At 70.1% G+C, this 20,027-nt stretch carries 20 protein-coding genes; 6 read left to right on the top strand and 14 right to left on the bottom strand.

Annotated elements, in window-relative coordinates:
- The 3 genes from ACO057_RS15270 to ACO057_RS15260 all read right to left on the bottom strand — a co-directional run.
- Window positions 1-834, bottom strand: an 834-nt coding sequence (locus ACO057_RS15270; RefSeq protein ID WP_421993237.1) for a hypothetical protein, incomplete at its 3' end; no start/stop codon positions are given.
- A 221-nt stretch (window positions 835-1,055) separates the two neighbouring features.
- Entirely contained in the window at window positions 1,056-2,372 is a 1,317-nt protein-coding gene (gene chrA / locus ACO057_RS15265) for a chromate efflux transporter (protein ID WP_421993235.1), read from the bottom strand.
- A complete protein-coding gene (locus tag ACO057_RS15260; protein WP_421993233.1) occupies window positions 2,369-3,184 on the bottom strand; it encodes a chromate resistance protein ChrB domain-containing protein in 816 nt (271 codons plus the stop codon). Before ACO057_RS15260 ends, chrA begins: the two co-directional genes overlap by 4 nt.
- 129 nt (window positions 3,185-3,313) lie before the next feature.
- On the opposite strand from ACO057_RS15260, the gene ACO057_RS15255 reads away from it, so the two are divergent.
- Window positions 3,314-4,261: a LysR substrate-binding domain-containing protein gene (locus ACO057_RS15255; protein ID WP_421993231.1), complete on the top strand. Its 948-nt coding sequence runs from the start codon at window positions 3,314-3,316 to the stop codon at window positions 4,259-4,261.
- Window positions 4,262-4,273: 12 nt separating this feature from the next.
- On the opposite strand, the gene hemC is transcribed toward ACO057_RS15255, so the two are convergent.
- Complete coding sequence (gene hemC, locus ACO057_RS15250) at window positions 4,274-5,278, bottom strand: hydroxymethylbilane synthase (protein ID WP_421993229.1); 1,005 nt, start codon at window positions 5,276-5,278, stop codon at window positions 4,274-4,276.
- 234 nt (window positions 5,279-5,512) lie between these two features.
- On the opposite strand from hemC, the gene hemA reads away from it, so the two are divergent.
- Window positions 5,513-6,724 carry a 5-aminolevulinate synthase gene (gene hemA, locus ACO057_RS15245; protein WP_421993227.1) on the top strand — a complete coding sequence of 404 codons (1,212 nt, stop codon included), beginning with the start codon at window positions 5,513-5,515 and terminating at the stop codon, window positions 6,722-6,724.
- 11 nt (window positions 6,725-6,735) lie between these two features.
- Window positions 6,736-7,785, top strand: a complete 1,050-nt coding sequence (locus tag ACO057_RS15240; RefSeq protein WP_421993225.1) for an FUSC family protein — start codon at window positions 6,736-6,738, stop codon at window positions 7,783-7,785.
- Here ACO057_RS15240 and ACO057_RS15235 read toward each other — a convergent pair.
- Complete coding sequence (locus ACO057_RS15235) at window positions 7,782-8,582, bottom strand: DUF2189 domain-containing protein (protein WP_421993223.1); 801 nt, start codon at window positions 8,580-8,582, stop codon at window positions 7,782-7,784. The genes ACO057_RS15240 and ACO057_RS15235 overlap by 4 nt on opposite strands.
- Before the next feature lie 181 nt (window positions 8,583-8,763).
- Here ACO057_RS15235 and ACO057_RS15230 point away from each other — a divergent pair, with 181 nt between their 5' ends.
- A complete protein-coding gene (locus ACO057_RS15230) occupies window positions 8,764-9,561 on the top strand; it encodes a class II aldolase/adducin family protein (RefSeq protein ID WP_421993221.1) in 798 nt (265 codons plus the stop codon).
- A gap of 6 nt (window positions 9,562-9,567) precedes the next feature.
- On the opposite strand, the gene ACO057_RS15225 is transcribed toward ACO057_RS15230, so the two are convergent.
- Both ACO057_RS15225 and ACO057_RS15220 read right to left on the bottom strand, forming a co-directional pair.
- Complete coding sequence (locus tag ACO057_RS15225) at window positions 9,568-11,772, bottom strand: HlyD family efflux transporter periplasmic adaptor subunit (protein WP_421993219.1); 2,205 nt, start codon at window positions 11,770-11,772, stop codon at window positions 9,568-9,570.
- 1 nt (window position 11,773) lies between these two features.
- Complete coding sequence (locus ACO057_RS15220; RefSeq protein ID WP_421993217.1) at window positions 11,774-13,258, bottom strand: TolC family protein; 1,485 nt, start codon at window positions 13,256-13,258, stop codon at window positions 11,774-11,776.
- A 152-nt stretch (window positions 13,259-13,410) separates the two neighbouring features.
- On the opposite strand from ACO057_RS15220, the gene ACO057_RS15215 reads away from it, so the two are divergent.
- Window positions 13,411-13,653: a hypothetical protein gene (locus ACO057_RS15215; RefSeq protein WP_421993215.1), complete on the top strand. Its 243-nt coding sequence runs from the start codon at window positions 13,411-13,413 to the stop codon at window positions 13,651-13,653.
- Here ACO057_RS15215 and ACO057_RS15210 read toward each other — a convergent pair.
- Genes ACO057_RS15210 through hisI form a run of 7 tightly spaced genes read right to left on the bottom strand, consistent with a single transcriptional unit; the run spans window position 13,607 to window position 19,495 of the window.
- Window positions 13,607-14,779, bottom strand: a complete 1,173-nt coding sequence (locus ACO057_RS15210) for an ABC transporter permease (protein ID WP_421993213.1) — start codon at window positions 14,777-14,779, stop codon at window positions 13,607-13,609. The genes ACO057_RS15215 and ACO057_RS15210 overlap by 47 nt on opposite strands.
- Complete coding sequence (locus ACO057_RS15205) at window positions 14,776-15,474, bottom strand: ABC transporter ATP-binding protein (protein WP_421993211.1); 699 nt, start codon at window positions 15,472-15,474, stop codon at window positions 14,776-14,778. Before ACO057_RS15205 ends, ACO057_RS15210 begins: the two co-directional genes overlap by 4 nt.
- Window positions 15,475-15,506: 32 nt before the next feature.
- Entirely contained in the window at window positions 15,507-16,616 is a 1,110-nt protein-coding gene (gene lpxB, locus ACO057_RS15200; protein WP_421993209.1) for a lipid-A-disaccharide synthase, read from the bottom strand.
- The gene (locus tag ACO057_RS15195) at window positions 16,613-17,497 is read right to left on the bottom strand and encodes a carbon-nitrogen hydrolase family protein (RefSeq protein ID WP_421993207.1); all 885 of its coding nucleotides are present in this window, start codon (window positions 17,495-17,497) and stop codon (window positions 16,613-16,615) included. The genes lpxB and ACO057_RS15195 overlap by 4 nt, the downstream gene beginning before the upstream one ends.
- A complete protein-coding gene (locus ACO057_RS15190; RefSeq protein ID WP_421993205.1) occupies window positions 17,494-18,081 on the bottom strand; it encodes a GNAT family N-acetyltransferase in 588 nt (195 codons plus the stop codon). Before ACO057_RS15190 ends, ACO057_RS15195 begins: the two co-directional genes overlap by 4 nt.
- Window positions 18,078-19,070 carry a CobW family GTP-binding protein gene (locus ACO057_RS15185; RefSeq protein WP_421993203.1) on the bottom strand — a complete coding sequence of 331 codons (993 nt, stop codon included), beginning with the start codon at window positions 19,068-19,070 and terminating at the stop codon, window positions 18,078-18,080. Before ACO057_RS15185 ends, ACO057_RS15190 begins: the two co-directional genes overlap by 4 nt.
- Window positions 19,067-19,495 (bottom strand): phosphoribosyl-AMP cyclohydrolase, encoded by a 429-nt coding sequence (gene hisI, locus ACO057_RS15180; RefSeq protein WP_421993201.1) that lies wholly within the window; start codon window positions 19,493-19,495, stop codon window positions 19,067-19,069. The genes ACO057_RS15185 and hisI overlap by 4 nt, the downstream gene beginning before the upstream one ends.
- Window positions 19,496-19,539: 44 nt before the next feature.
- On the opposite strand from hisI, the gene ACO057_RS15175 reads away from it, so the two are divergent.
- A complete protein-coding gene (locus ACO057_RS15175) occupies window positions 19,540-19,989 on the top strand; it encodes a Fur family transcriptional regulator (RefSeq protein WP_421993199.1) in 450 nt (149 codons plus the stop codon).
- The last annotated feature ends 38 nt before the right edge of the window (window positions 19,990-20,027 follow it).

The following is a 20,027-nucleotide window of genomic DNA, read 5'->3' as shown; positions in this document are numbered from 1 at the left end:
GCCGATGCCGCTCGGGCCATGCGAGGTGATCTTCGCCTCGGCCGTCCAGCGATCGACCACGCCCCAATTGTCGAGCACCATGTCGTTGACGCCGTAGGTGACGACCGGACCGCGATTGCGCACGACATCGACATAGGCGCCATGGACCGTGAAGACACCGCCTGTGATCTGGTCCGCCGTGCCGGACGCAATGCCGCCGTCGCTATAGACCGCATTGGTTTCCAGCCGCCTCACGTTGAGCCGGCCGGCCTTGTCGCCACCGCCGCTGACGAAGATGCCGCTGCCGCGAACCGGCGCGCCGTCGCGGCCAGCCGAAAGGCCGACGAGGTCGGCACTGACCACCACGCCGGTATCCTGCTGCATGTTCCAGAGCGTGAACGCGCCGTTGACAACGTAGACGCCATAGCCGTGCGGGCGTTCCTTCTCGCTGCGAGCATCGGCCGCGATGATATCAAGCCCATTCACATCGACGTGGCCTCCGCGCACCTTGTCGCGGGCGAGAATTCGAACGCAGCCGGTCGTGGTGACGCTGCGCAGCTCGATCCGCCCGAGGCTTTCGACCGAGGTGTCGTTGAAGATCGCGCGCTTATCCTCGGAGGCGTTCAGACGGATGTTGTGGATACGGTTGTCCGACGACAGCTGAAGGCCATCCACGCCTGCGGCGAAAGTGATGGAGGAGTGTTCGTGCTGCCCCCGCAGGAACTGTCCTGGAGCGAGGCGGACGGAAGGGACATCGATCAAATCGCCAACCACGACAATTCGCTGGACGCCTTTGTCCTTGGTCAGGGCGACGAGTTCTTCGGCGGTGGCGGCTGATTTTTCATTATTTTTCATGTGATTATCCGTCCCGAAGTCGTTTTGTGGTGCGGTTTTATCGTGTCATGCACGGTTCGACCGACGTGTGAGATCGGCGCCTGTCGGGCCCAATGATGTCCGACCTGGGTTTGAAATATGCATCAAGGCGGACATCCGCCGATGCCCCTGAATTTATAGGTTTACGTAATGTCGCAGCAGGGAACGTGTTCCCTGCTGCGAGAGTTGGGGGCGAAGCCCCTTCAGGGCGCGATGCTCGTCAGGATCAGCCCCGCGAGGGCGGTGAGCCCAAGAAGGGGCACCACATCGAGCTTCAGCCGGAACAATCCGAAGGCCGCCAGCGCGGCAAGAGCCAGCGCCTGCCAGTGCAGACTGGCCGGATCGGGCCAGTGCAGCGCGAAGGGCCCGTCCACCATCCGCGCGAAGAGCACCCGCAGCCCGAACCACAATGCGAGGTTCGCGATGACGCCGACGACCGCCGCCGTCACGCCGGCGAGCGCGCCGCGCAGCCTTTCCACGTGATGCAGCCGCTCGATATAGGGCGCGCCGAGAAAGATCCAGGCGAAGCAGGGCAGGAAGGTCACCCAGAGGGTCAGCCCGGCGCCGGCGACCGCCGCGGTCCATCCGCCGCCCTCGCGCAATCCCGCGAGGAAGCCCACGAACTGCAGCACCAGGATCAGCGGCCCCGGAGTCGTCTCGGCAAGGCCGAGCCCGGCCAGCATTTCCGGCGCGGTGAGCCAGCGGTAATGCTCCACCGCCTCCTGCGCGACATAGGCCAGCACCGCATAGGCGCCGCCGAAGGTGACCACGGCCATCTTCGAGAAGAACCAGGCGATGTCGGCGAAAACGCCGCCCGCCGGCAGCAAGAGCACGACCGGCCAGATCCAGAGCCCGACGGCGACCAGCCCCGCCCGGCGCGCCGCGCCCGACATGGCCGCGATGCGTCCGGGCTCGGCGGCCAGAAGGGCGTCCAACGCCGCGGCATGCCCCGCGCCGGCGTTGCCATGCCCGCCCTTCGCAAAGAGGTCCGGCACGAGGAGGCCGACGGCTCCCGCGCCCAGCACCACTAGCGGGAAGGGCACGGCGAAGACGAAGAGCGCCAGGAAGGCCGCGACCGCCAGCGCCCAGGGCAGGACGCCCCGGAGCGCCCGTCTTGCGACCCGCAGCAGTGCTTCGACCACCAGCACCAGCACCGCGCATTTCAGCCCGAAGAACAGGGCGGCCACGAACGGCACGCCGCCGAGGGCCGCGTAGATCGCGGAGAGCGCGAGCATCACCAGCGCGCCCGGCAGGATGAAGAGCAGGCCCGCCGCCACCCCGCCGCGCACGCCATGCATCAGCCAGCCGAGATAGGTGGCGAGCTGCATCGCCTCCGGCCCCGGCAGCAGCATGCAGAAGTTGAGCGCGTGCAGGAATCGTGCGTCCGAGACCCAGTGGCGGCGATCCACCACCTCGCGCTGGAGCATGGCGATCTGCGCCGCCGGCCCGCCGAAGGAGAGGCAACCGACCTTGGTCCAGACGCGTAGCGCCTCGGCGAAGGAGGGGAGGGTGGCGCTCATGCGGTCCGTCCTGCGGGCCAGTTGTGGGTTTCCTGCACCGCGTCGCGGCACCAGCGGAAGAAGGCGTCGTAGAGCGTCATGCCGGCCTCGAGCTGCGCGAGATCATCGCGAAACATCCGCGACAGGCCGAGCGAGGCCGCCAGCAGCCCCGCCGCCTCCGGCGCCAGCGCGTGGTCGGCGGTATCCGCGCCGCGTACGATGCGGGCCAGATGATCCAAGGCCGGCAGCTTCAGGCCGAACTCCTCGATCATCACGTCGAAGGTGCAGAGCGGGCCGCGATGCGACCAGAAGACGCCCTCCACGTCGAAGGGCGTGCCGCCAAAGCGGTCGGCCACCAGCAGGACCTCCGACGGCGCGACGAAGAGAAACACCGCCTCTGGATCGACGAAGCGCCGGATCAGCCATGGGCAGGCGATGCGGTCCACCTTGGGCCGCGCGCGCGTCACCCAGAGCGTGCGGCCCTTCGCGTCGCGTGGCGGCAGCTGGGCGGGCGAGACCAGCGGAAGGCCGGCCTCGGCCCAGGCCTCGAAGCCTCCTTCGAGGGTCTCGGCCTCCGCGCCGTGGTGCCGCAGCCAGGCGGCCACGCCATGGCTGAGCTTCAGCCCCTTCTGGCAGACGACGACCACCTCGCGGCCGCGCCAGGCTTCGGCCCAGTCCACGACGTCGCGATGGGAGGCTCGGCGGCTGGCGGGCAGGGATCTCCGATCGGCCGCGACATCGTCGGGGATCCGGACGTCGATCAGCACGGGCGCGTCGGGCAGGCCGATGCGGCGAGCGAGCTGGGAGGGCGTGATGACATGGGGTGAGGGCATGACTGGGCATCCATTACGATCAGGACGCGATGCTTGAGCCGAAGCCTCACGGGGCGATCGCCGAATGCCCCTTGCGGTGCAGAGTGCGCAGGGGTTTCTTCCACGTCAAGAATCGGATTGGGGGCTGGGATGAACCTCGCCGGATTAAGCCTTCGCGACCTCGAATACATCACGGCCGTGGCCGAGCATCTGCATTTCGGGCGCGCGGCGATGGCCTGCGGCGTCAGTCAGCCGACGCTGTCGGGACAGCTGCGCAAGCTGGAGGAATTCCTCGGCGTCGAGATCTTCGAGCGCAGCCCGCGCGGCGTCCTCGTCACGCGCCGCGGCGAGGAGGTGATCGCCCAGACCCGGCGCATCATCGCCGAGGCGCGGCGCCTCTTCGAGGTGGTGCGCATCGGCGCCGAGCCGCTCACCGGGGCGCTGCGCCTGGGCGTCATCTCGACGCTGGGGCCCTATCTGGTGCCCTTCCTGCTCAAGCCGCTGCGCGCGCGCTATCCCGACCTCAAGCTGATGCTGCACGAGGGGCATACCCGCGCGCTGGTGCGCCAGCTGGAGGAGGGCGAGCTGGACGCGCTCCTCGCCACCAGCCCCATCGCCGAGGCAGAGCTGACGGAGCTGCCGCTCTTCCGCGAGGAGCTGGCGCTGGCCGTCCCGCGCGACCATCCGCTGGCCCAGGTCGAGGTGGTGAATCCCGAGGACATTCCGATCGGCGAACTTATCCTGCTGACCGAGGGCCATTGCCTGCGCGAGCAGGCGCTGCAGCTCTGCCCCTCGCGCATCCGCGAGGGCGCGACCGAGCTCCAGGCCGCGAGCCTCGAGACGATGCGGCAGATGATCGCGGCGGGCTCGGGCGTGTCCTTCATGCCGCAGCTCGCGATCCAGGTGGGCGCGCTGCTGGACGACATGGTGGCCTATCGTCGCATCGCCGGCGGGAAGCACATGCGCGACGTGGCGCTCTTCCACCGGCCGAGCTTCGGGCGGATCCGCGACATCCGGCTGCTGCGCCAGACGATTGGGGAGATTCTCGCGGAGCAGAGCGCGGTGCAGGTGCACCGGCCCGGCCGGGTCATGGCCTGAGGGGGCAGCCTGTCAGGCGAAGACGTCCGCCGGCGTCTCGCGGAACAGTTCCTCGCCCAGGGCGCGACCGATCCGCGCGGCATCGCCGGCCGCGCCCTCGACCGTGCGGCGGATCAGGAAGCTTCCATCCCCCCGCGCGATCAGCCCGGTGAGCCGCATCCGCCCCTCCGGCAGGATCACCGCATGCGCGCCGATCGGCGTGCGGCAGGAGCCGTCCAGTGCGCCCAGCAGCGCCCGTTCGGCCAAGCTCACGGCCCTGGAGGCGGGATCCCAGATCGCGCTCAGCAATTCGCGCAGGGCCACGTCGTCGGCCCGGACGGTGACGCCGATGATGCCCTGGCAGGCCGCCGGCACCATCTCCTCCTCGTCCAGCACCACGTCGGCATGGGCCTCGAGCCCGAGGCGCCGCAGCCCGGCCAGGGCCAACAGCGTCGCGTCAAACTCGCCGCTCGCCACGCGCGACAGGCGGGTCTGCACATTGCCGCGGATCACCTCGCAGCGCAGGTCCGGCCGCAGGTTCAGCAGCTGCGCCTGGCGGCGGATGGAGGCCGTGCCGATGAGCGCGCCCTGCGGCAAAGCGGAGAAGGGGTCCCAGGCCGCGCCCGAGAAGCCGCCGCGCCGGCAGGATTCGCCCAGCACGATCGCGTCGCGGGCATCCTCGCGCCGCAGGGTGCAGGCCAGGGCCACGCCGGCCGGAAGCTCGGTCTCGAGGTCCTTGAGGGAATGGACGGCGAAGTCCACGCGGCCATCGAGCAGCGCCTCGTGGATCTCCTTGGCGAAGAGGCCCTTGCCGCCGATTTCCGCCAGGCGCTTCTCCTGCGCGCGGTCGCCCGAAGTCGCGATCTCGCATTCCTCGAAGGCGTGCAGGTTGCGCAGCACGGGGCAGACGGCGCGGATGCCGTCGAGAAACTGGCGCGTCTGGAACAGGGCCAGCGGCGAGCCGCGGGTGCCCACGCGCATCGGGATGGCGGGGGCATGGGCGCGCGTGGTGCGCACGCTCGGATCGGGATGCCTCATGGGCGAGAATCTCCCGGCTCTGAGCCCGGGGCGCCATATCCCAACACGAGATGAAAGACCCTTCGGAAAACTGGCGGCTGCATAGCACAAGATATGGAGGTGGCGAGTCCGCCCCGGCATTGATCTTTGTCAAATCGGCCGAGGAAAAAGCCTCCCATACGTGGATGGGGGTGTATGCGCGCCCCGATGCGCCTAAATTGCCGCATCGGGCCGCGGCCCGGGAAAGGCTAGGCTGTGGACTACGAAAATCTCTTTCGAAATCAGCTCGATGGGCTGCGCCAAGAGGGCCGCTACCGGGTCTTCGCCGATCTGGAGCGGCAGGCCGGTGCGTTTCCGCGCGCCACATACCACCGCCCCGAGGGCGAGCGCGCGGTCACCGTCTGGTGTTCGAACGACTATCTGGGCATGGGCCAGCATCCCGACGTCCTGGCAGCCATGCATGCCGCGCTGGACCGCAGCGGCGCCGGATCGGGCGGCACGCGCAACATCGCCGGCACCAATCACGACCACATCCTGCTGGAGCGCGAGCTGGCGGATCTGCACGGCAAGGAGGCCGCGCTCCTCTTCAACTCGGGCTACATGTCCAACTGGGCCACGCTCAGCACCCTGGCGGGGCGGCTGCCGGGCTGCGTGGTCCTTTCGGACGAGCTGAACCACGCCTCCATGATCGAGGGCATCCGCCACAGCCGCGCCCGCTGCGAGATCTGGAAGCACAACGACCTCGCCGACCTGCGCGCCCGCCTCGAGGCCCTGCCGCGGGACCTGCCCAAGCTGATCGCCTTCGAGAGCGTCTATTCGATGGATGGCGACATCGCCCCCATCGCCGAGATCTGCGACCTCGCCGAGGAATTCGGTGCCATGACCTATCTGGACGAGGTCCACGCCGTCGGCCTCTACGGTCCGCGCGGCGGCGGCATCTCCGAGCGTGACGGCCTGCGCCATCGGCTGACGATCATCGAGGGTACGCTGGCCAAGGCCTTCGGGGTGATCGGCGGCTATATCGCCGGCTCGGCGAACGTCATCGACTTCGTGCGCAGCTTCGCCTCGGGCTTCATCTTCTCGACCTCGCTGCCGCCGGCCATTGCTGCCGGCGCGACTGCCGGCATCCGCCACCTCAAGGCCAGCTCTGCTGAGCGCGAGGCCATGCACGCGCGCGTCGCGCAGGTGCGCGCGCGGCTGGATGCGCTGCACATCCCGCATCTGCCCAATCCCAGCCACATCGTGCCGGTGATGGTGCGCGATCCCGTGCTCTGCAAGCGCATCAGCGACCTGCTGCTGGAGCGCCACGGCGTCTATGTGCAGCCGATCAACTTCCCGACCGTGCCGCGCGGGACCGAGCGCCTGCGCCTCACGCCCTCGCCGCTGCATACCGACGCGGATCTCGATCACCTGATGGGCGCGCTGGCCGAGGTATGGGCGGAGTTCAGCCTCCGGCGCGCCGCCTGAAGGGCCGCTCCATGACATGGCGCGCGCTGGGGCCCTGGCTGGACCGCATCGATCCCGGCGCCCATCGCCGGGTCAAGGGGCTGCGTCTCGTCACGGCCTTCGGCCTCGCCGCCCTGGTCGGCTTGCTTCCCGGGATCGCGGGCGATTTCCCGCACGGCGCGTTTCTTTCGCCGCTGGCCGGAGGGCTGGCGCTCTGGGCCAGCGTGTCAGAAGGCCAGCTGACGCGGGAGCGATCCGCGCGGGACCTGACGCTACTCGTGGCCGCGGGCATGGCCGGGGCGGGCCTCACGGCGCTGGCCACGCCGTGGCTCGCGATGATCGGGCCGAACGCGCCGGAAGCGGCCCTCGTGGCCGGTGCTTTCCTCGTGGGCTACCTGCGCCGCTTCGGCCGGTTGGGGGCGGGGCTCGGCTCGCTGGCCTATATCGGGCAGCTCCTCGCCTATGGGGGCGGGCTCACGACCGCCGACCTGCCGATGATCGCTGCCGCCGCGCTGATCGCCGCACCGGCCGCCATCGTCCCGCGCATGCTGAGTGGCCCGGCTGAACGGCCCGATCCGGTTCCGCCACGGCCCTCCGCGGTGGCCGAGACGCGCCTGGGCCTCTCGCCGGAGCTGGTGATGGGGCTGCAGGCCGCGCTGGCCGCCACGGCGATCGTCGCGCTCACCGGTAGCCTGGGCCTGCGTCAATCGGTCTGGGCGGTGACGGCCAGCACCTATGTCGTGGCGAGCACGGCCTTGGGCACGCTCTCGCGCGTCCGTCTTCGGGTGTCGGGCACGATGGTCGGGGTGCCGCTGGGCCTCGCCTGCCTGCCGATCGCCGAGCACATGCCGATCCTGGCCTGGGTGGCGGCCGCGCTGGCCATGGTGGTCTATGCGATGTCGGTGACCGCCCGCTACGACATCGCCTGCGGCGCCTTCGCCTTCACGCTGGTCGTCACCCTGGCGGCCAGCGGCGAGCATTCCGTCGCGCATCTGGCCGCCCGCCTGTGGGAGACGCTGCTGGGCGGCGCGCTGGGGGTCACCGTCGCGATGCTCGTCCTTCCCCTCCGGCCGAAGCCTTAGACCACCAGCCGCCGGTACAGGTGCCAGGTGGCATGGCCCAGCACGGGAAGCACCACCGCCAGGCCCACGCCCAGAAAGGCCATGCCGGCAAAGAGCAGCAGCCCCACGATCATGCCCCAGACGATCAGCGTGCCCGGATTGGCGCGGAAGGCGGCCAGGGAGGTCAGAACGGCCTCGCCCGCCGAGACCTCGCGGTCCAGCATCATCGGGAAGGACACCAGGCTCACGGCCACCACCCAGAGCGCGAAGCCCGCGCCCACCAGATTGCCCACCAGGATCAGCATCCGGCCGTGTTCGGTATGCAGCAGCTCGCTCATCATCGCGCCGAGGGACAGCGGCGCGACGGGGCCCATGAAGGCGCCGTAGAGCCAGCGCGCGACGCCGATCCAGATCACGAAGGTCGCCACCAGCGAGAGGCCGAGCAGGAAAATCCCCCCGATCGCCGGCGATTTCAGGACGCCGAACATGTCGCGCCAGCTCACGGCGAGACTGAGCTCCCGCCGCCGGCTGATCTCGTAGAGGCCGATCGCCAGAACAGGTCCGACCAGCGCGAAGCCCGCCAGCAGCGGCCAGACCAGCGGCAGCAGGGCATTGCCCGCCGCCGCGCGCCCCAGCACGAAGCCGAAGGCCGGATAGACGAGGCAGAGGAAGAAGAGCTGCGTGGGCGCGGCCAGGAAGTCCTGCCATCCCTGCTTCAGCGACAGCGTGAGGTCCCCCAGGCCGATGGGGTTGATGTGCGCAGAGGGGTGAAAGCCTTCGGCGTCCCAATGTGCCTGCGCCGGCTTTGTCTGTGCCATGTTTCGTGTCCTCCGCGACCCATTGAGCCGAGGCCGCTTGCGGCGACAGGAGGATGGTCGAGGCGCATCCGCCCGATGCCGCCATCCTATGCCCGTCATTCCTATAACGGCACAGAAATCATCCCGTTTCGTTCCGAGTTTGATCGCGCTAGGGTTTCGCCAACCCAAGGAGGACGCCCCCATGCTCGAATTATCGCCCACCCCCATGCTCAGCATCCCCTCGCTGCGCGACAAGGTGACGCCGGCCGAATGGCAGGCGCGCGTGAACCTCGCCGCCTGCTATCGCCTCATGGACCTCTTCGGCATGAGCGACATGATGGCGAACCACATCTCCTGCCGCGTGCCGGGCGAGGAGGGCGCCTTCCTCATCAACGCCTATGGCATGAGCTACGACGAGATCACCGCCTCCTCGCTCGTGAAGATCGACGTGAAGGGCAATATCCTGCTCAAGGCCGATTTCGGCGAGCTGAACTACGGCGTGAACCGCGCGGGCTTCGTCATCCACGGCGCCATCCACGAGCACAGCCACGAGATCGACTGCGTGATCCACACGCACACCTGGCCGGGCATGGCGGTTTCCTCGCTGGAATGCGGGCTGCTGCCCATGAACCAGACCTCGATGCGCTTCCTCAAGATCGGCTATCACGAGTTCGAGGGCGTGGTGCTCGACATGTCGATGCAGGAGCGGCTGGTGAAGGACCTGGGCGACAACAACGCTCTGATCCTGCGCAATCACGGCCTGCTGACCGTCGGGCGCACCATCGGCGAGGCCTTCAACGCGATGCATCGCCTGGAGCTGTCCTGCAAGGCGCAGCTCGCGGCCCTGGCCTGCAATGCCGAGATCCATCCGGTGCCGCAGAAGGTGCTGGACGAGACCTATCTGAACTACCAGCCCCAGACGCGCCGGCCCTTCGGCGTGATGGAATGGCCGGGCCTGCTGCGCAAGCTCGACCGGATCGATCCGTCCTTCCGCGACTGATCCGGTTCAGTCCCGGAGCACCACCACGTCTCCGGAAGCGATGCCCGAACGGATCTCCACCCCCTCGGGCGTGGAGATCCCCAGCACTACCGGGCGCGAGACGATCCGCGCCCCCTCGCGCACCCGCACGATGCGCGCGCCGTCCTCGTCGCGCACGGCCTGGGGCGGCAGCACCACCGCGTCGTCACGCTGATGGGTGATGATGGACAGGCTCGCCGACATGCCGACCGCGAGGCGCGCGCGCTGCTCGGCCGTGAGATCGGCGATGGCGATGGTCACGGCGAAGCTCGGCATGCCGCGGCTCATCGCGCCGCTCTCGCCGCTGGCCTGGGCGGCCACCGTCGCCACGCTGCCCGTCAGCACTTCGCCCGCGAAGGCGTCGCCGGTCACGCTCACGGACTGGCCGGGGCGCACGGAATTCACGTCGATCTCGTCCACCTGGCCGCGCACCAGGAAGCTCGCGAGGTCGCCGATGCTGAACATCGCCTGGCCGCGTCCGACCCTTGTGCCGACCTCGATCGTGGGCGCGCGCTGCCCGGCGCCCGACGTCTCGGGCGGCGTGAGCACGACGCCCGAGACGGGCGCCAGCAGCTCGGCGTTGCGCAGATCGGCCTCGACCTCCTCCAGCTTGGTCTCGGCATTGGCGAGCTCGAGCTCGGCGGTGCGCAGGTTCAGCTCGTCGCCGCGCGCCAGGGTGGCGGCGAGGTCCTGCTGGGCGGCCTGGAGCTGCAGTTCCTGGTTGCGCTGCTGCTGGAGCAGGTTGCGATGCTCCTCGGCGGGAATGATGCCGCGGCCGAGCAGCATGGCGCTCTGGCCGATGCGCGCGCGCAGATTGGCGGTCTCGAATTCCGCGCCGGCCAAAGTGCGCCGCGCGCGCGCCACCTCGAAGCCCTGGGCCCAGTTCCTCAGCTCGTCGACCTTCTGCCGCGCGCGGATCTCTCCGGCACGGGCCTCGCGCAGGCGCGTCTGCACCTCGCCGCGATCCATGCGCAGCAGCACCTCGCCGCGCGTCACCGCGCCGCCATAGCGGAAGAGCCGCTCGCGCACCGTGCCGTCGAAGGGGGCGACGACGCTGACATTCGCCCCCGGCTCCAGCACGCCCACGACCGCGATGCGCGCGCTGACGGCTTGCGTCGTGGCGGTGAGGGTGAGCACGCCGCCGGGCAGGTCCTGCGCGAGCTCCGCCCCGCTGCCGGAGGACTGCCAGGTCCAGGCCGCGACGCCGAAGACGGCGAGGAAGGCGACGCCGATGGCCCCGGTGCGCATCAGCGCGATGCGCTTGCCCACGCGCGCCGCGCGCACCGCCGATTCCTCCAGCCGGAGGAAGGCATCCTGCAACTTCGTATATTGATCGGCGATCTCGGCCTGGAGGCGCTCGGTCTCGGTCACGTCGGAGAAGACGGCGGTGATGGCCGGTTTGCCCGCATCCGGCCCCTGCTGCACGCGCCACAGCGTGGCCTCGACGGAGAGCCGCCGCGCGCCGGGGAAGGAGACGGCGTGGCGCTGGCCGCTCTCGCCATGGAGCGGGGCCAGCACGGCATCGATGAACTCGTCCGTCCCGTCGCGCTCGCTCAGCATCATCGCGATGCTCTGGCCCACGGCCTCGCTCGCCTCGAGGTCGAGCATGCGCGCGGCGGCCGGGTTGAGCGTCATGATGCGCGCATTGGGCCCGATGGTGAGCACGCCGTCGGCCATGGAATCCAGCGCCCGGCCGTAATCGGTGGCGAGGCTTTCGTGCAGGCCCGCCAAAGCGGCCTCGCTCGCGGCCAGCCGGGTGGTCGTGGCGCGCAGCTCCAGCTCGGCCGTCGCGCGCGCCGCGAGACGCGTGAGCCCTTCGCGCTGCGCCTCGGTGAGGTGGCGGGGCAGGCGGTCCAGCACGCAGAGGGTGCCCAGCGCCTCGCCCGACGGCCCGCGAACCGGCATGCCCGCATAGAAGCACAGAGCTTGCTCGCCCTTCACAAGGGGATGGTCTCGGAAGCGCGGGTGACGGGAGAGATCCTCGATCTCGGTCAGCGCGTCCCGCGCCAGCGTCTCGTCGCAGAAGGCGTGCTCGCGCGGGCAGTGGAGCGCGCTGGCCTCCAGACCCTCGGCGCCGAGGATCCATTGCCGCGTGCTGTCGAGCAGCGCGACATAGCCGATCGGCGCCTCGCAGAGGAGGGCCGCGAGGCGCGCGAGATCGTCGAAGGCGGGGGCGGCTGTGACGCCGCTCACATCAGTCATTCAGCGAGATCTGCCACGTGTCGAGCGTGGTTCCCAGCACCTGGTCGAGCTGCGTCAGTGCATTGGCATAGGCGATGACGGCCTGCAGCTCGGCGCTTTCCGCCGCCTGCAGCGAACCCTGGAAGGAGACGACCTGGAAGTTGGAGGAGCGCCCGACCTGCAGCTTCACCAGCTCGGTCTCCAGCTGCATGCCGGCCAGCTCGCGCGCGCGCTTGGCGAGCTCCGCCTGCCGGCGCAGCGCGTCGATGTTGCGCACCGTGTCCTCGACCTGCTGGCGCAGGCGGTCGCGCGCGCCCTCTCGCGCGATCTCCGCCTGGCGCAGCGCGACGGTCGCCTGCACCTCGGGCTGCTCGCGCGCGATCTGGCCGAGGGGGATGTTCAGCCGCAGCCCGATGTTGAAGTCGTTCCGCGCGGAGCTGAGCTGTTCCAGCGTGCGCGCGATATCGGCGGTCTGCGCGCCGCCCGCCGCCGATCCCGCGACGAAGGAGAGGTCCCACAGGCGCTGGTTGCGCGCGACGTCGAGGTTGATGCGCGAGACCTCGATGGCGAGGATGCTGCGCAGGTAGTCCGGTTGGGTGTTGGTGGCCGCCTCCAGCGCGCGGGGCAGGGCCACGCGCGCGCTGTCGGCCGCCGGGCGTTCCACCGCCCAGATCCGCTGCGACTGGTTCACCGCCAGGAAGGTGAGCAAAGCGAGGCGCGCCTGCTGATGCGCGTTCTGCGCGCCCACGAGCGTCAGCTCCTGCTGGGCGATGGAGGTCTCGGCCTGGATCAGCTCCACCTGCGCGATGCGCCCGGCGGCGGCCAGCGCCACGTTCACGCTGGCCAGCTCGCGCGCGCGGCGCAGCGCCTCGTCGGAGATCCGCAGCTGCTCCTGCGCCTGGAGCAGCGCGCGATAGCCCAGGATGGCCTGGCTGACCTGGTCGATCACCAGGGCCTTCAGCTGAAGCTGGCTGCCGATCTCCTGCAGCCGCGCGATGCGCGTCGGCGCCATGTTGTAGTCGATGCCCGCGCCGGCCAGCAGCGGCTGGATGACCTGGAAGGTCGCCTGGCCGATGGCGCGGGGGTTCTGGTTGCGGATGTTGTTCTGCGAGCCCTGCCAGCCGAAGGTGAATTGCGCGCCGGTCGGCAGCAGGATGGTCGCATTGGGGTTCACCAGCGTGGCGGTGGTGGTGACGCCGCCGATCCGCGCGCGGTTCACGCTGGTGGCGATGTTGTATTGCGGGTCGAAGCGCGCCTCGGTGACGCGCAGCGCGAAGCGGTCGGAGACGCGCTGGAGGTACTGGCTGCGGATCGCGCGGTTGCTGCGGATCGCGAGGAAGACCGTCTCGGGCAGGGTCAGTGGGATGCTGCCCTCGGGCATGTTGCGCGGCGCCGCGGGGGCCGCCGCGCGGGGCGCGCGCTCGCGTGGCTGCGCGACGGCGGCCGGGGCCAGGCCCAGGCCAGCCGCGAGGAGGCAGGAAATCCTCCAGCCGCGCATGTTTTCTCTCCACCACCCGTTCCCCGCACTATTCCATCCTCGGCGAGCGGGCCGCAAGCAGCGCCAGGGCCTTGTGCCATCGGCGGTTCCGATGCGTGTCATCGTCGCCGTGGAAGCTCGACGGCGGCGGGGGCGCATGGTTTCCTGCATCCATGGCATGTCCGGCGAGGCGATGGGGCTGCGTGGCCGGGGCGATCCTGGCGCTGGCGGGCTGCGCGCCGCCCTCGGTCCTGCGCGAGCCCGTCCGCGGCGCGAGCTACCAGCCCCTGGAGGCCGCGCTGCCACCTTTGCCCGCGGTGATGGAGCGCACAGGCGACCCGCCCATCGCGCTGCCCGACCCCGCGACCTTCACTCCGATCGCAGCGCCTCGATGGGATCGAGCCGGGCGGCCATGACGGCGGGGTAGAAGCCGAAGAACACGCCGACCGCGAGCGAGACGCCGGCCCCCAGCGGCGCGGCCAAGGGCGAGAAGCTCACCTGCCAGCCCGACATCCAGGCGAAGCCGAAGCCGCCCGCGAAGCCCAGCGCCACGCCGAGCACCGCACCCAGCACCGAGAGGATCAGCGCCTCGGACAGGAACAGCCGCCGCACGTCGCGCCGCCGCGCGCCGATGGCGAGGCGGATGCCGATCTCGCGCTTTCGCTCGGAGACGGACATCAGCATGATGTTCATCACCCCCACCCCGCCCAGCACGAGGGCGATGCTGCCCACCGCGCCCAGCAGCAGCGCGACCAGCCGCACCTGGCTGTTCATGCCCGCGATGAGCTGGCGGGCGGACATCACGTTCAGCGTGGAATCGCGCATCCCCGGGCCGAGATGCTGCTGCAGCTGCCGCGTGGCGATCTCCGGATCGGTCTCGGGCGCGAGGCGCGCGACGGCCATGGAGAGCTGCGGGATCGCCATCACGCGCCGCGCATTGGGCAGCGAGAGGAAGAGCGTGCCGTTGATGTCCACCGGCAGCATGGGGTTCATCAGCACCGGCTGGACGAGGCCGATCACCGTGAAGACGTAGCGGCCCACGCGGATCTGCGAGCCGACGCGGATCGGCGAGAAGGGCTGCGACATCTGCTGCGCGAGCTCCGAGCCCAGGACCGCATGCAGCTCGAAGCGATCGAAGGAGGAGAGGAAGCGGCCCTGCGCCATGGGCAGGCGCGCCACGTCGTCGAAGCTCTCGGTGACGCCGAGGAAGCCGGCATTCTGCGTCTTGCCCTCGAAGGCGACGGGCCCGCCGCCGACCATGAAGGGCGCGATCTCGCGCACGGTCGGCACCATGGTCGGGACGGCCTCGATGTCGCCGAGGCGGAAATTGCCCAGTCCCGAATTGCTGTCGGCGCGCAGGACGAGGGTATCCGTGCCCATCTGGCGGAACTGCCGGATGGTCTCCTGCCGGGCCATGTTGCCGGCGTGCAGCATGGAGATCACGGCCCCCGCGCCGACGACGATCCCCAGCAGCGCCAGCAGGCTGCGCTGCCAGGCGGCCAGCAGATTGCCGGCGGCCTCCATGAGGGTCTGGAGCATCATGCGGCGTGGGCCGTCACGGGCAGGTGGGTCTGGTCGGCCAGATGGCCCTGGGTCAGGACCAGTCGCTTGCGGCAGCGCGCGGCGACGCCGGGATCATGGGTGATGATGAGCACCAGCACGCCCATCTCGCGGTTCACCTCCTCGAAGAGGGCCATGATCTCGCGGCTCACGATGGGGTCGAGCGCGCCGGTCGGCTCGTCGGCGAGCAGCACGGCGGGGTCGCCCACCAAAGCGCGGGCGATGGCCACGCGCTGCTTCTGCCCGCCCGAGAGCATGTTGGGCATATGCGACAGATGCTGGCCGAGGCCGACGCGGGTGAGCATGCGCTCGGCGCGCGCGCGCGCCTCCGTCTCGGGCGTGCCGCGATACATCAGCGGCAGGGCCACATTCCGCCAGGCATTGAGGCGCGGCATCAGGAAGAACTGCTGGAAGACGAAGCCGATCATCTTGTTGCGCATCGCCGATTGCTGGTCGACGCCGGCGGCCAGCACGTCCTGCCCGCGGATGCGGTAGGTGCCGGCGGTGGGCCTGTCCAGCAGGCCCACGATGTTCATGAAGGTCGTCTTGCCCGAGCCCGAGCCGCCCATGATCGAGACCATCTCGCCGGCCGCGAGATCGAGGTCGAGGTCGTGCAGCACGGTGCGCTCCGTGGGGCCGATCCGGAAGCTTCGCTTGATCCCACGCAGTTCGAGCATGGCGCGAACCTAGGGCCGCGTGGGAAGCCGCGTCAAAGCATCCTGAGCACGGCTTCGGCCGCCGCCTCGCTGGGCAGGCCCTTTTCGGGGTGCAGGCGGGCGAGGGCGCGGGCGAACCCCGCGCGCTGGCGGGCCACGGCCTCGTCCTCCTCGATCAACGGCAGCAGCGCGGCGGTGAGGCCGTTGGGCTCGCAATTCTCCAGCAGCAGCTCGGGCACCACCAGCTCATCGGCCAGCAGGTTCACGAGGCTCGCATACTTCACCCGGAACAGCCGGCGGATGATGGCATTGGAGATGGGGTTGAAGGTGTAGCCGATCACATGCGGCAGCCCGGCCACCGCGGCTTCCAGCGAGGAGGTGCCGGATTTGATCAGCCCCGCGCGCGCGGCGGCGAAGGCGTCGGCCTTCTCGCCCGGCGCGCGCACGGTCGCGATCGGGCGGCCCCAGGCGGAGGCCTTTTCGCGCACCATCTCCTCCACCGTGCCGGCGAGGCCGATGACGGGCAGGATATCCGCCGGCAGCCGGCGCACCGTCTCGGCGAAGGGCGGCAGCATGCGCGAGACCTCGCCGCGCCGGCTGCCCGGCATGACGATGAGCGAGCGCTCCCGATAGGGCACCCGCGAGGCGTCGCCATGGGCGGCCTCGCTCTCCAGGATGGGATGGCCGACGAAATCCACCGGGATGCCGGCCGCCTCGAAGATCGGCGCCTCGAAGGGCAGCAGCGCGAGGATGCGGTCCACGCGCTTCGCGATCTTCTTCACCCGGCCCGGACGCCAGGCCCAGACCTGGGGCGCGACGTAATGCAGGATCGGGATGCCTAGCTGCTTCACCCGCGCGGCGAGGCGCAAGGTGAAGCCAGGGCTGTCGATGGTGACGATCAGGCGCGGGCGGCGGGATTTGATGTCGGCCACCGCCTCGTCCATGCGCTGGGAGAGGCGGCGCAGGCTGGGCAGCACCTCCATGATGCCCATCAGCGCGAGCTGGCGGATGTCGAAGAGGGAATGGAAACCCTGCTCGGCCATGCGCTCGCCGCCGATGCCGGCGAATTCCAGCGTGGCGTCGCGTGCGCGAAGAGCCGCGATGAGACGCGCGCCGAGGATATCGCCCGAGGCCTCGCCGGCGGCGACGTAGATGAGCGTCATGCGAAAATGGCCTGCGGGCTGCGGGGGACGGGGATGGCGGGCCAGTCGCGATGGTTGCGCACGGCGCCGTCCGCGCGCACCGCCTCCAGCCGCGCGGGATCGAGCGTGGCGAAGAGCAGGCCGGGCACATCGTATTCGCGCTCCGCGACGATCCCATCCGCGGCAAAGCCGCGATCGACGGGACCGTAGACGCCCGCCGCGCCATGGTTCTCATCCAAGGCCACCGAGCCCGCGAAGCCGCCCAGCGTGGGCGCCACGGCGACGAAGCACTGGTTCTCCATGGCCCGGGCCTGCGCCCCGATGCGCACGCGACGAAAACCGTGATCGGTGTCGGTGCAGGTGGGGACGAGGATGAGCCAGGCCCCGGCCTCGACCTGGGCGCGCACCATGTCGGGGAATTCCGCGTCGTAGCAGACGGCGATGCCGATCAGGCCCCAGGGCGTGTCGAAGACCCGGGGCGGGGCGCCCGAGGAGACGCCCCAATGCTCGGTCTCGAAGCGCGTCATGCGGCGCTTCTCCTGCATGGCGAGGCGCCCGTCGGGGGCGATGAGCGGGGCGCGGTTCACGATGGCGTCGCCGTCGCGCATGGGCAGCGTGCCGGGTTGCAGCCAAATCCCGTGGCGCATCGCGGCGGCGCGCATGGCGGCGAGGATCTCGTCGGCCGCCGCCACCATCGCGCGCAGCTCCGTCGCGGCATCGGTGGATGTGCCGCCGGCCAAGGTCGCGCCCAGCTCCACGCAGGCATATTCGGGCATGAGCACGAGATCGGCCCCGCCGGCCTTGGCCGCCTCCAGCCAGTGGTCGAGCTTTGCCGCATAGGCCGTCACGCTCGCCGTCGGCTCCACCGGCCAGGCAAGGGCGGCCAGAGTGAGGGTGTTCAAAGCGTCTTGATCCAGAAGGAGAGGGCGTGCGGTGTCTCGCGGTCCTCACCCAGCTCGCGCCAGTCGAAGACGCAGGAGAGCTCCGGATGATGCGCGTAGCCGCGCTTGCCCCAGAAGGCGTCGAGCGGCGTGTGGTCGGCCGGCTTGCGCGGATCGTTGGCGTTGCGGACCACGGCGCAGAAGGTCGCGTGCGGCAGTTCCAGGCCGCGCGCATGCGCCTCGCGCGCCGCGAAGAAGGCCACGCCCGCGCCCTGGCCGCGATAGCGCTTCAGCAGCACGGATTCCCCGAAATAGCAGTAATCCACCGGATTGCGGCCCGCGTGCTCGAAGGCCATGCGGACGGGCCCGTGCGAGGCCGTCATGGGCTGGGCGGTGGCCGCGCCCACGATGGTTTCGCCATCCCAGGCGAGGATGATCGCGGAGGCCTCGTCCTCGGCGTAATGGCGCAGGTAGCGCGCCTCGCCCTCGGCCTCGCCGCGATAGAGATAGGGCCATTCGCAGAAGACCTCGCTGCGCAGCCGCGCGAGGGCCGGGACATGGGGCAGGGCGGCCTCGCCGGTGACGGTCTCGATGCGCAGATTCATGCGGGGGAGGCCTCCAGGAAGGCACGCAGCCCGTCCTCCACGACGCGGGGATCGAGGTCGCGCAGGATGAAGACGATGCGGCTGGAGCGGTCGTCGCCCTCGGGCCAGGCCTCCAGCAGCTGCGGCGGGTGGAAACTGTGCTGGACGCCGTGCATCACCACCGGCGCCGGCTGGCCGCGCAGGTTCAGGATGGCCTTCATCCGCAGCACATGCTGGCCCTGGGTGATGGCGAGCATCTCCAGATAGGAGGCGAGGCCCTCCCAGGGCAGCGGCTCCGTGAAGCGCAGGCAGGTCGCGCGGATGCGCGCGTCATGCCGGTTCACGTCGTGGTGGTGATGGTGGTGACGATGCCCTGCCGCCTCGACCCATCCGGCAATGTCCGGCAGCTTGCCCTCGGCCGAGAAGGGGCCGGCATCCAGCAGCGCCGCGGCCTCGACCTCTCCGTCCAGGATCGGCGCGACGGGGTTCAGCGCCGCAAGCCGGTCGCGCAGGACCGCCACCTCCGCCGGCGCGGCCAGATCGGTCTTGGTGAGCACGATCCGATCCGCCACCGCCGCCTGGCGCAGCGCTTCCGGTTGGGCGTCGAGCGTGGCCATGCCGTGCACCGCATCGACCAGCGTGACCACGCCATCCAGGCGGTATTGCCGGATCAGCCAGGGGTCGGACATCAGCGTCTGCAGGATCGGCGCGGGATCGGCGAGGCCGGTCGTCTCGATCACTACGCGGCTGATGGGCTGTGGCCGCTCCGCGAGGTCGCGCAGCGCACGGGAAAGGTCGCCGCGGATGGTGCAGCACAGGCAGCCCGAGGCGAGCAGCACCGTGTCCTCGTCCAGCCGCTCGACCAGGAGATGATCCAGCCCGATCTCGCCGAACTCGTTGATGAGCACGGCGGTCTGCGCCATCGCCGGCTGGCGCAGCAGGCGGTTCAGCAAGGTGGTCTTGCCGGCTCCGAGGAAGCCGGTCAGCAGCGTGACGGGGACGGGATTCATGCGCCGTAGAGGCTTTCGGGGCTTACCAGCGGCGCCGTCAGCTCCACCAGCCCATCGCCGCGCGGGGCAGAATAGAAGCAGCTGCGGCGGCCGGTGTGGCAGGCGACGCCGATCTGGTCGACCAGCAGCAGCAGCGTGTCGCCGTCACAATCGAGGCGCAGGTCCACCACCGTCTGCACCTGGCCCGAGCTCTCGCCCTTGCGCCAGAGCCCGCCCCGGCTGCGGCTGTAATAGCAGGCGCGTCCGGTCCGCAGGGTTTCCTCGAGGGATTCGGCGTTCATCCAGGCCATCATCAGCACCTCGCCGGTGTCGTGCTGCTGGGCGATGGCGGGCACGAGGCCTTTGGCATCGAAATGCACGGCCGCGAGCACGGCGGCGCGGCCCTCATCTGAGGTGACGGGGAGGGGGGAGGGGGTGTCTGACATGGCGCGACACTATATGGGGTTTCAGCATGGCAGGTGAGGGGCAGATGGATCAGGAAGCGACGCTGGACCGCGCGGCCGTGCAATGCGCCGCCCGCGGGGCCCAGCTCACGCCGTTGCGGCGCCAGGTGCTGCGCCTCGTGCTGGAAGCGGAACAACCCGTCGGCGCCTATGCGCTGCTGGACCGGCTGCGCGGCGAGCGCGGCCCGGCCGCCCCGCCCACCGTCTATCGCGCGCTCGACTTCCTGCTGGAGCAGGGGCTTATCCACAAGCTGGAGCGGCTGAACGCCTTCACCCCCTGCGTCGAGCCCGGGCACAACCATGCCGGCCACGACCACCAGCACCAGTTCCTCATCTGCAAGACCTGCGGCACCACCACCGAGCTGACCGACCACGCCGTCGCCCATGCGCTGGAGGCGGCCGCCCAGCGCGCCGGCTTCACCCCGCGCAAGATGACGGTCGAGGTCGAGGGCATCTGCGCGAAATGTGCGGCCTGAGGGCGCGACGCCTTCTCCGCTGGACGCCCTCGCCTTTC

The sequence above is a fragment of the Roseococcus sp. genome (assembly GCF_965227005.1).
In the GTDB taxonomy this organism is placed as follows: domain Bacteria; phylum Pseudomonadota; class Alphaproteobacteria; order Acetobacterales; family Acetobacteraceae; genus Roseococcus.
The sequence above is the reverse complement of the archived record's forward strand: the minus strand, read 5'-3'. Positions and strand labels throughout refer to the sequence as shown.

Bases quoted from the DNA above. Each gene is read 5' to 3' on its own strand.
- ACO057_RS15220 (WP_421993217.1), bottom strand. From the start codon at position 13,258: ATGCGCGGCTGGAGGATTTCCTGCCTCCTCGCGGCTGGCCTGGGCCTG.
- ACO057_RS15235 (WP_421993223.1), bottom strand. From the start codon at position 8,582: ATGGCACAGACAAAGCCGGCGCAGGCACATTGGGACGCCGAAGGCTTT.
- ACO057_RS15210 (WP_421993213.1), bottom strand. From the start codon at position 14,779: ATGATGCTCCAGACCCTCATGGAGGCCGCCGGCAATCTGCTGGCCGCC.
- hisI (WP_421993201.1), bottom strand. From the start codon at position 19,495: ATGTCAGACACCCCCTCCCCCCTCCCCGTCACCTCAGATGAGGGCCGC.
- ACO057_RS15205 (WP_421993211.1), bottom strand. From the start codon at position 15,474: ATGCTCGAACTGCGTGGGATCAAGCGAAGCTTCCGGATCGGCCCCACG.
- ACO057_RS15215 (WP_421993215.1), top strand. From the start codon at position 13,411: ATGGCATGTCCGGCGAGGCGATGGGGCTGCGTGGCCGGGGCGATCCTG.
- ACO057_RS15185 (WP_421993203.1), bottom strand. From the start codon at position 19,070: ATGAATCCCGTCCCCGTCACGCTGCTGACCGGCTTCCTCGGAGCCGGC.
- lpxB (WP_421993209.1), bottom strand. From the start codon at position 16,616: ATGACGCTCATCTACGTCGCCGCCGGCGAGGCCTCGGGCGATATCCTC.
- chrA (WP_421993235.1), bottom strand. From the start codon at position 2,372: ATGAGCGCCACCCTCCCCTCCTTCGCCGAGGCGCTACGCGTCTGGACC.
- ACO057_RS15175 (WP_421993199.1), top strand. From the start codon at position 19,540: ATGGATCAGGAAGCGACGCTGGACCGCGCGGCCGTGCAATGCGCCGCC.
- ACO057_RS15260 (WP_421993233.1), bottom strand. From the start codon at position 3,184: ATGCCCTCACCCCATGTCATCACGCCCTCCCAGCTCGCTCGCCGCATC.
- ACO057_RS15230 (WP_421993221.1), top strand. From the start codon at position 8,764: ATGCTCGAATTATCGCCCACCCCCATGCTCAGCATCCCCTCGCTGCGC.
- ACO057_RS15190 (WP_421993205.1), bottom strand. From the start codon at position 18,081: ATGAATCTGCGCATCGAGACCGTCACCGGCGAGGCCGCCCTGCCCCAT.
- hemC (WP_421993229.1), bottom strand. From the start codon at position 5,278: ATGAGGCATCCCGATCCGAGCGTGCGCACCACGCGCGCCCATGCCCCC.
- ACO057_RS15240 (WP_421993225.1), top strand. From the start codon at position 6,736: ATGACATGGCGCGCGCTGGGGCCCTGGCTGGACCGCATCGATCCCGGC.
- ACO057_RS15255 (WP_421993231.1), top strand. From the start codon at position 3,314: ATGAACCTCGCCGGATTAAGCCTTCGCGACCTCGAATACATCACGGCC.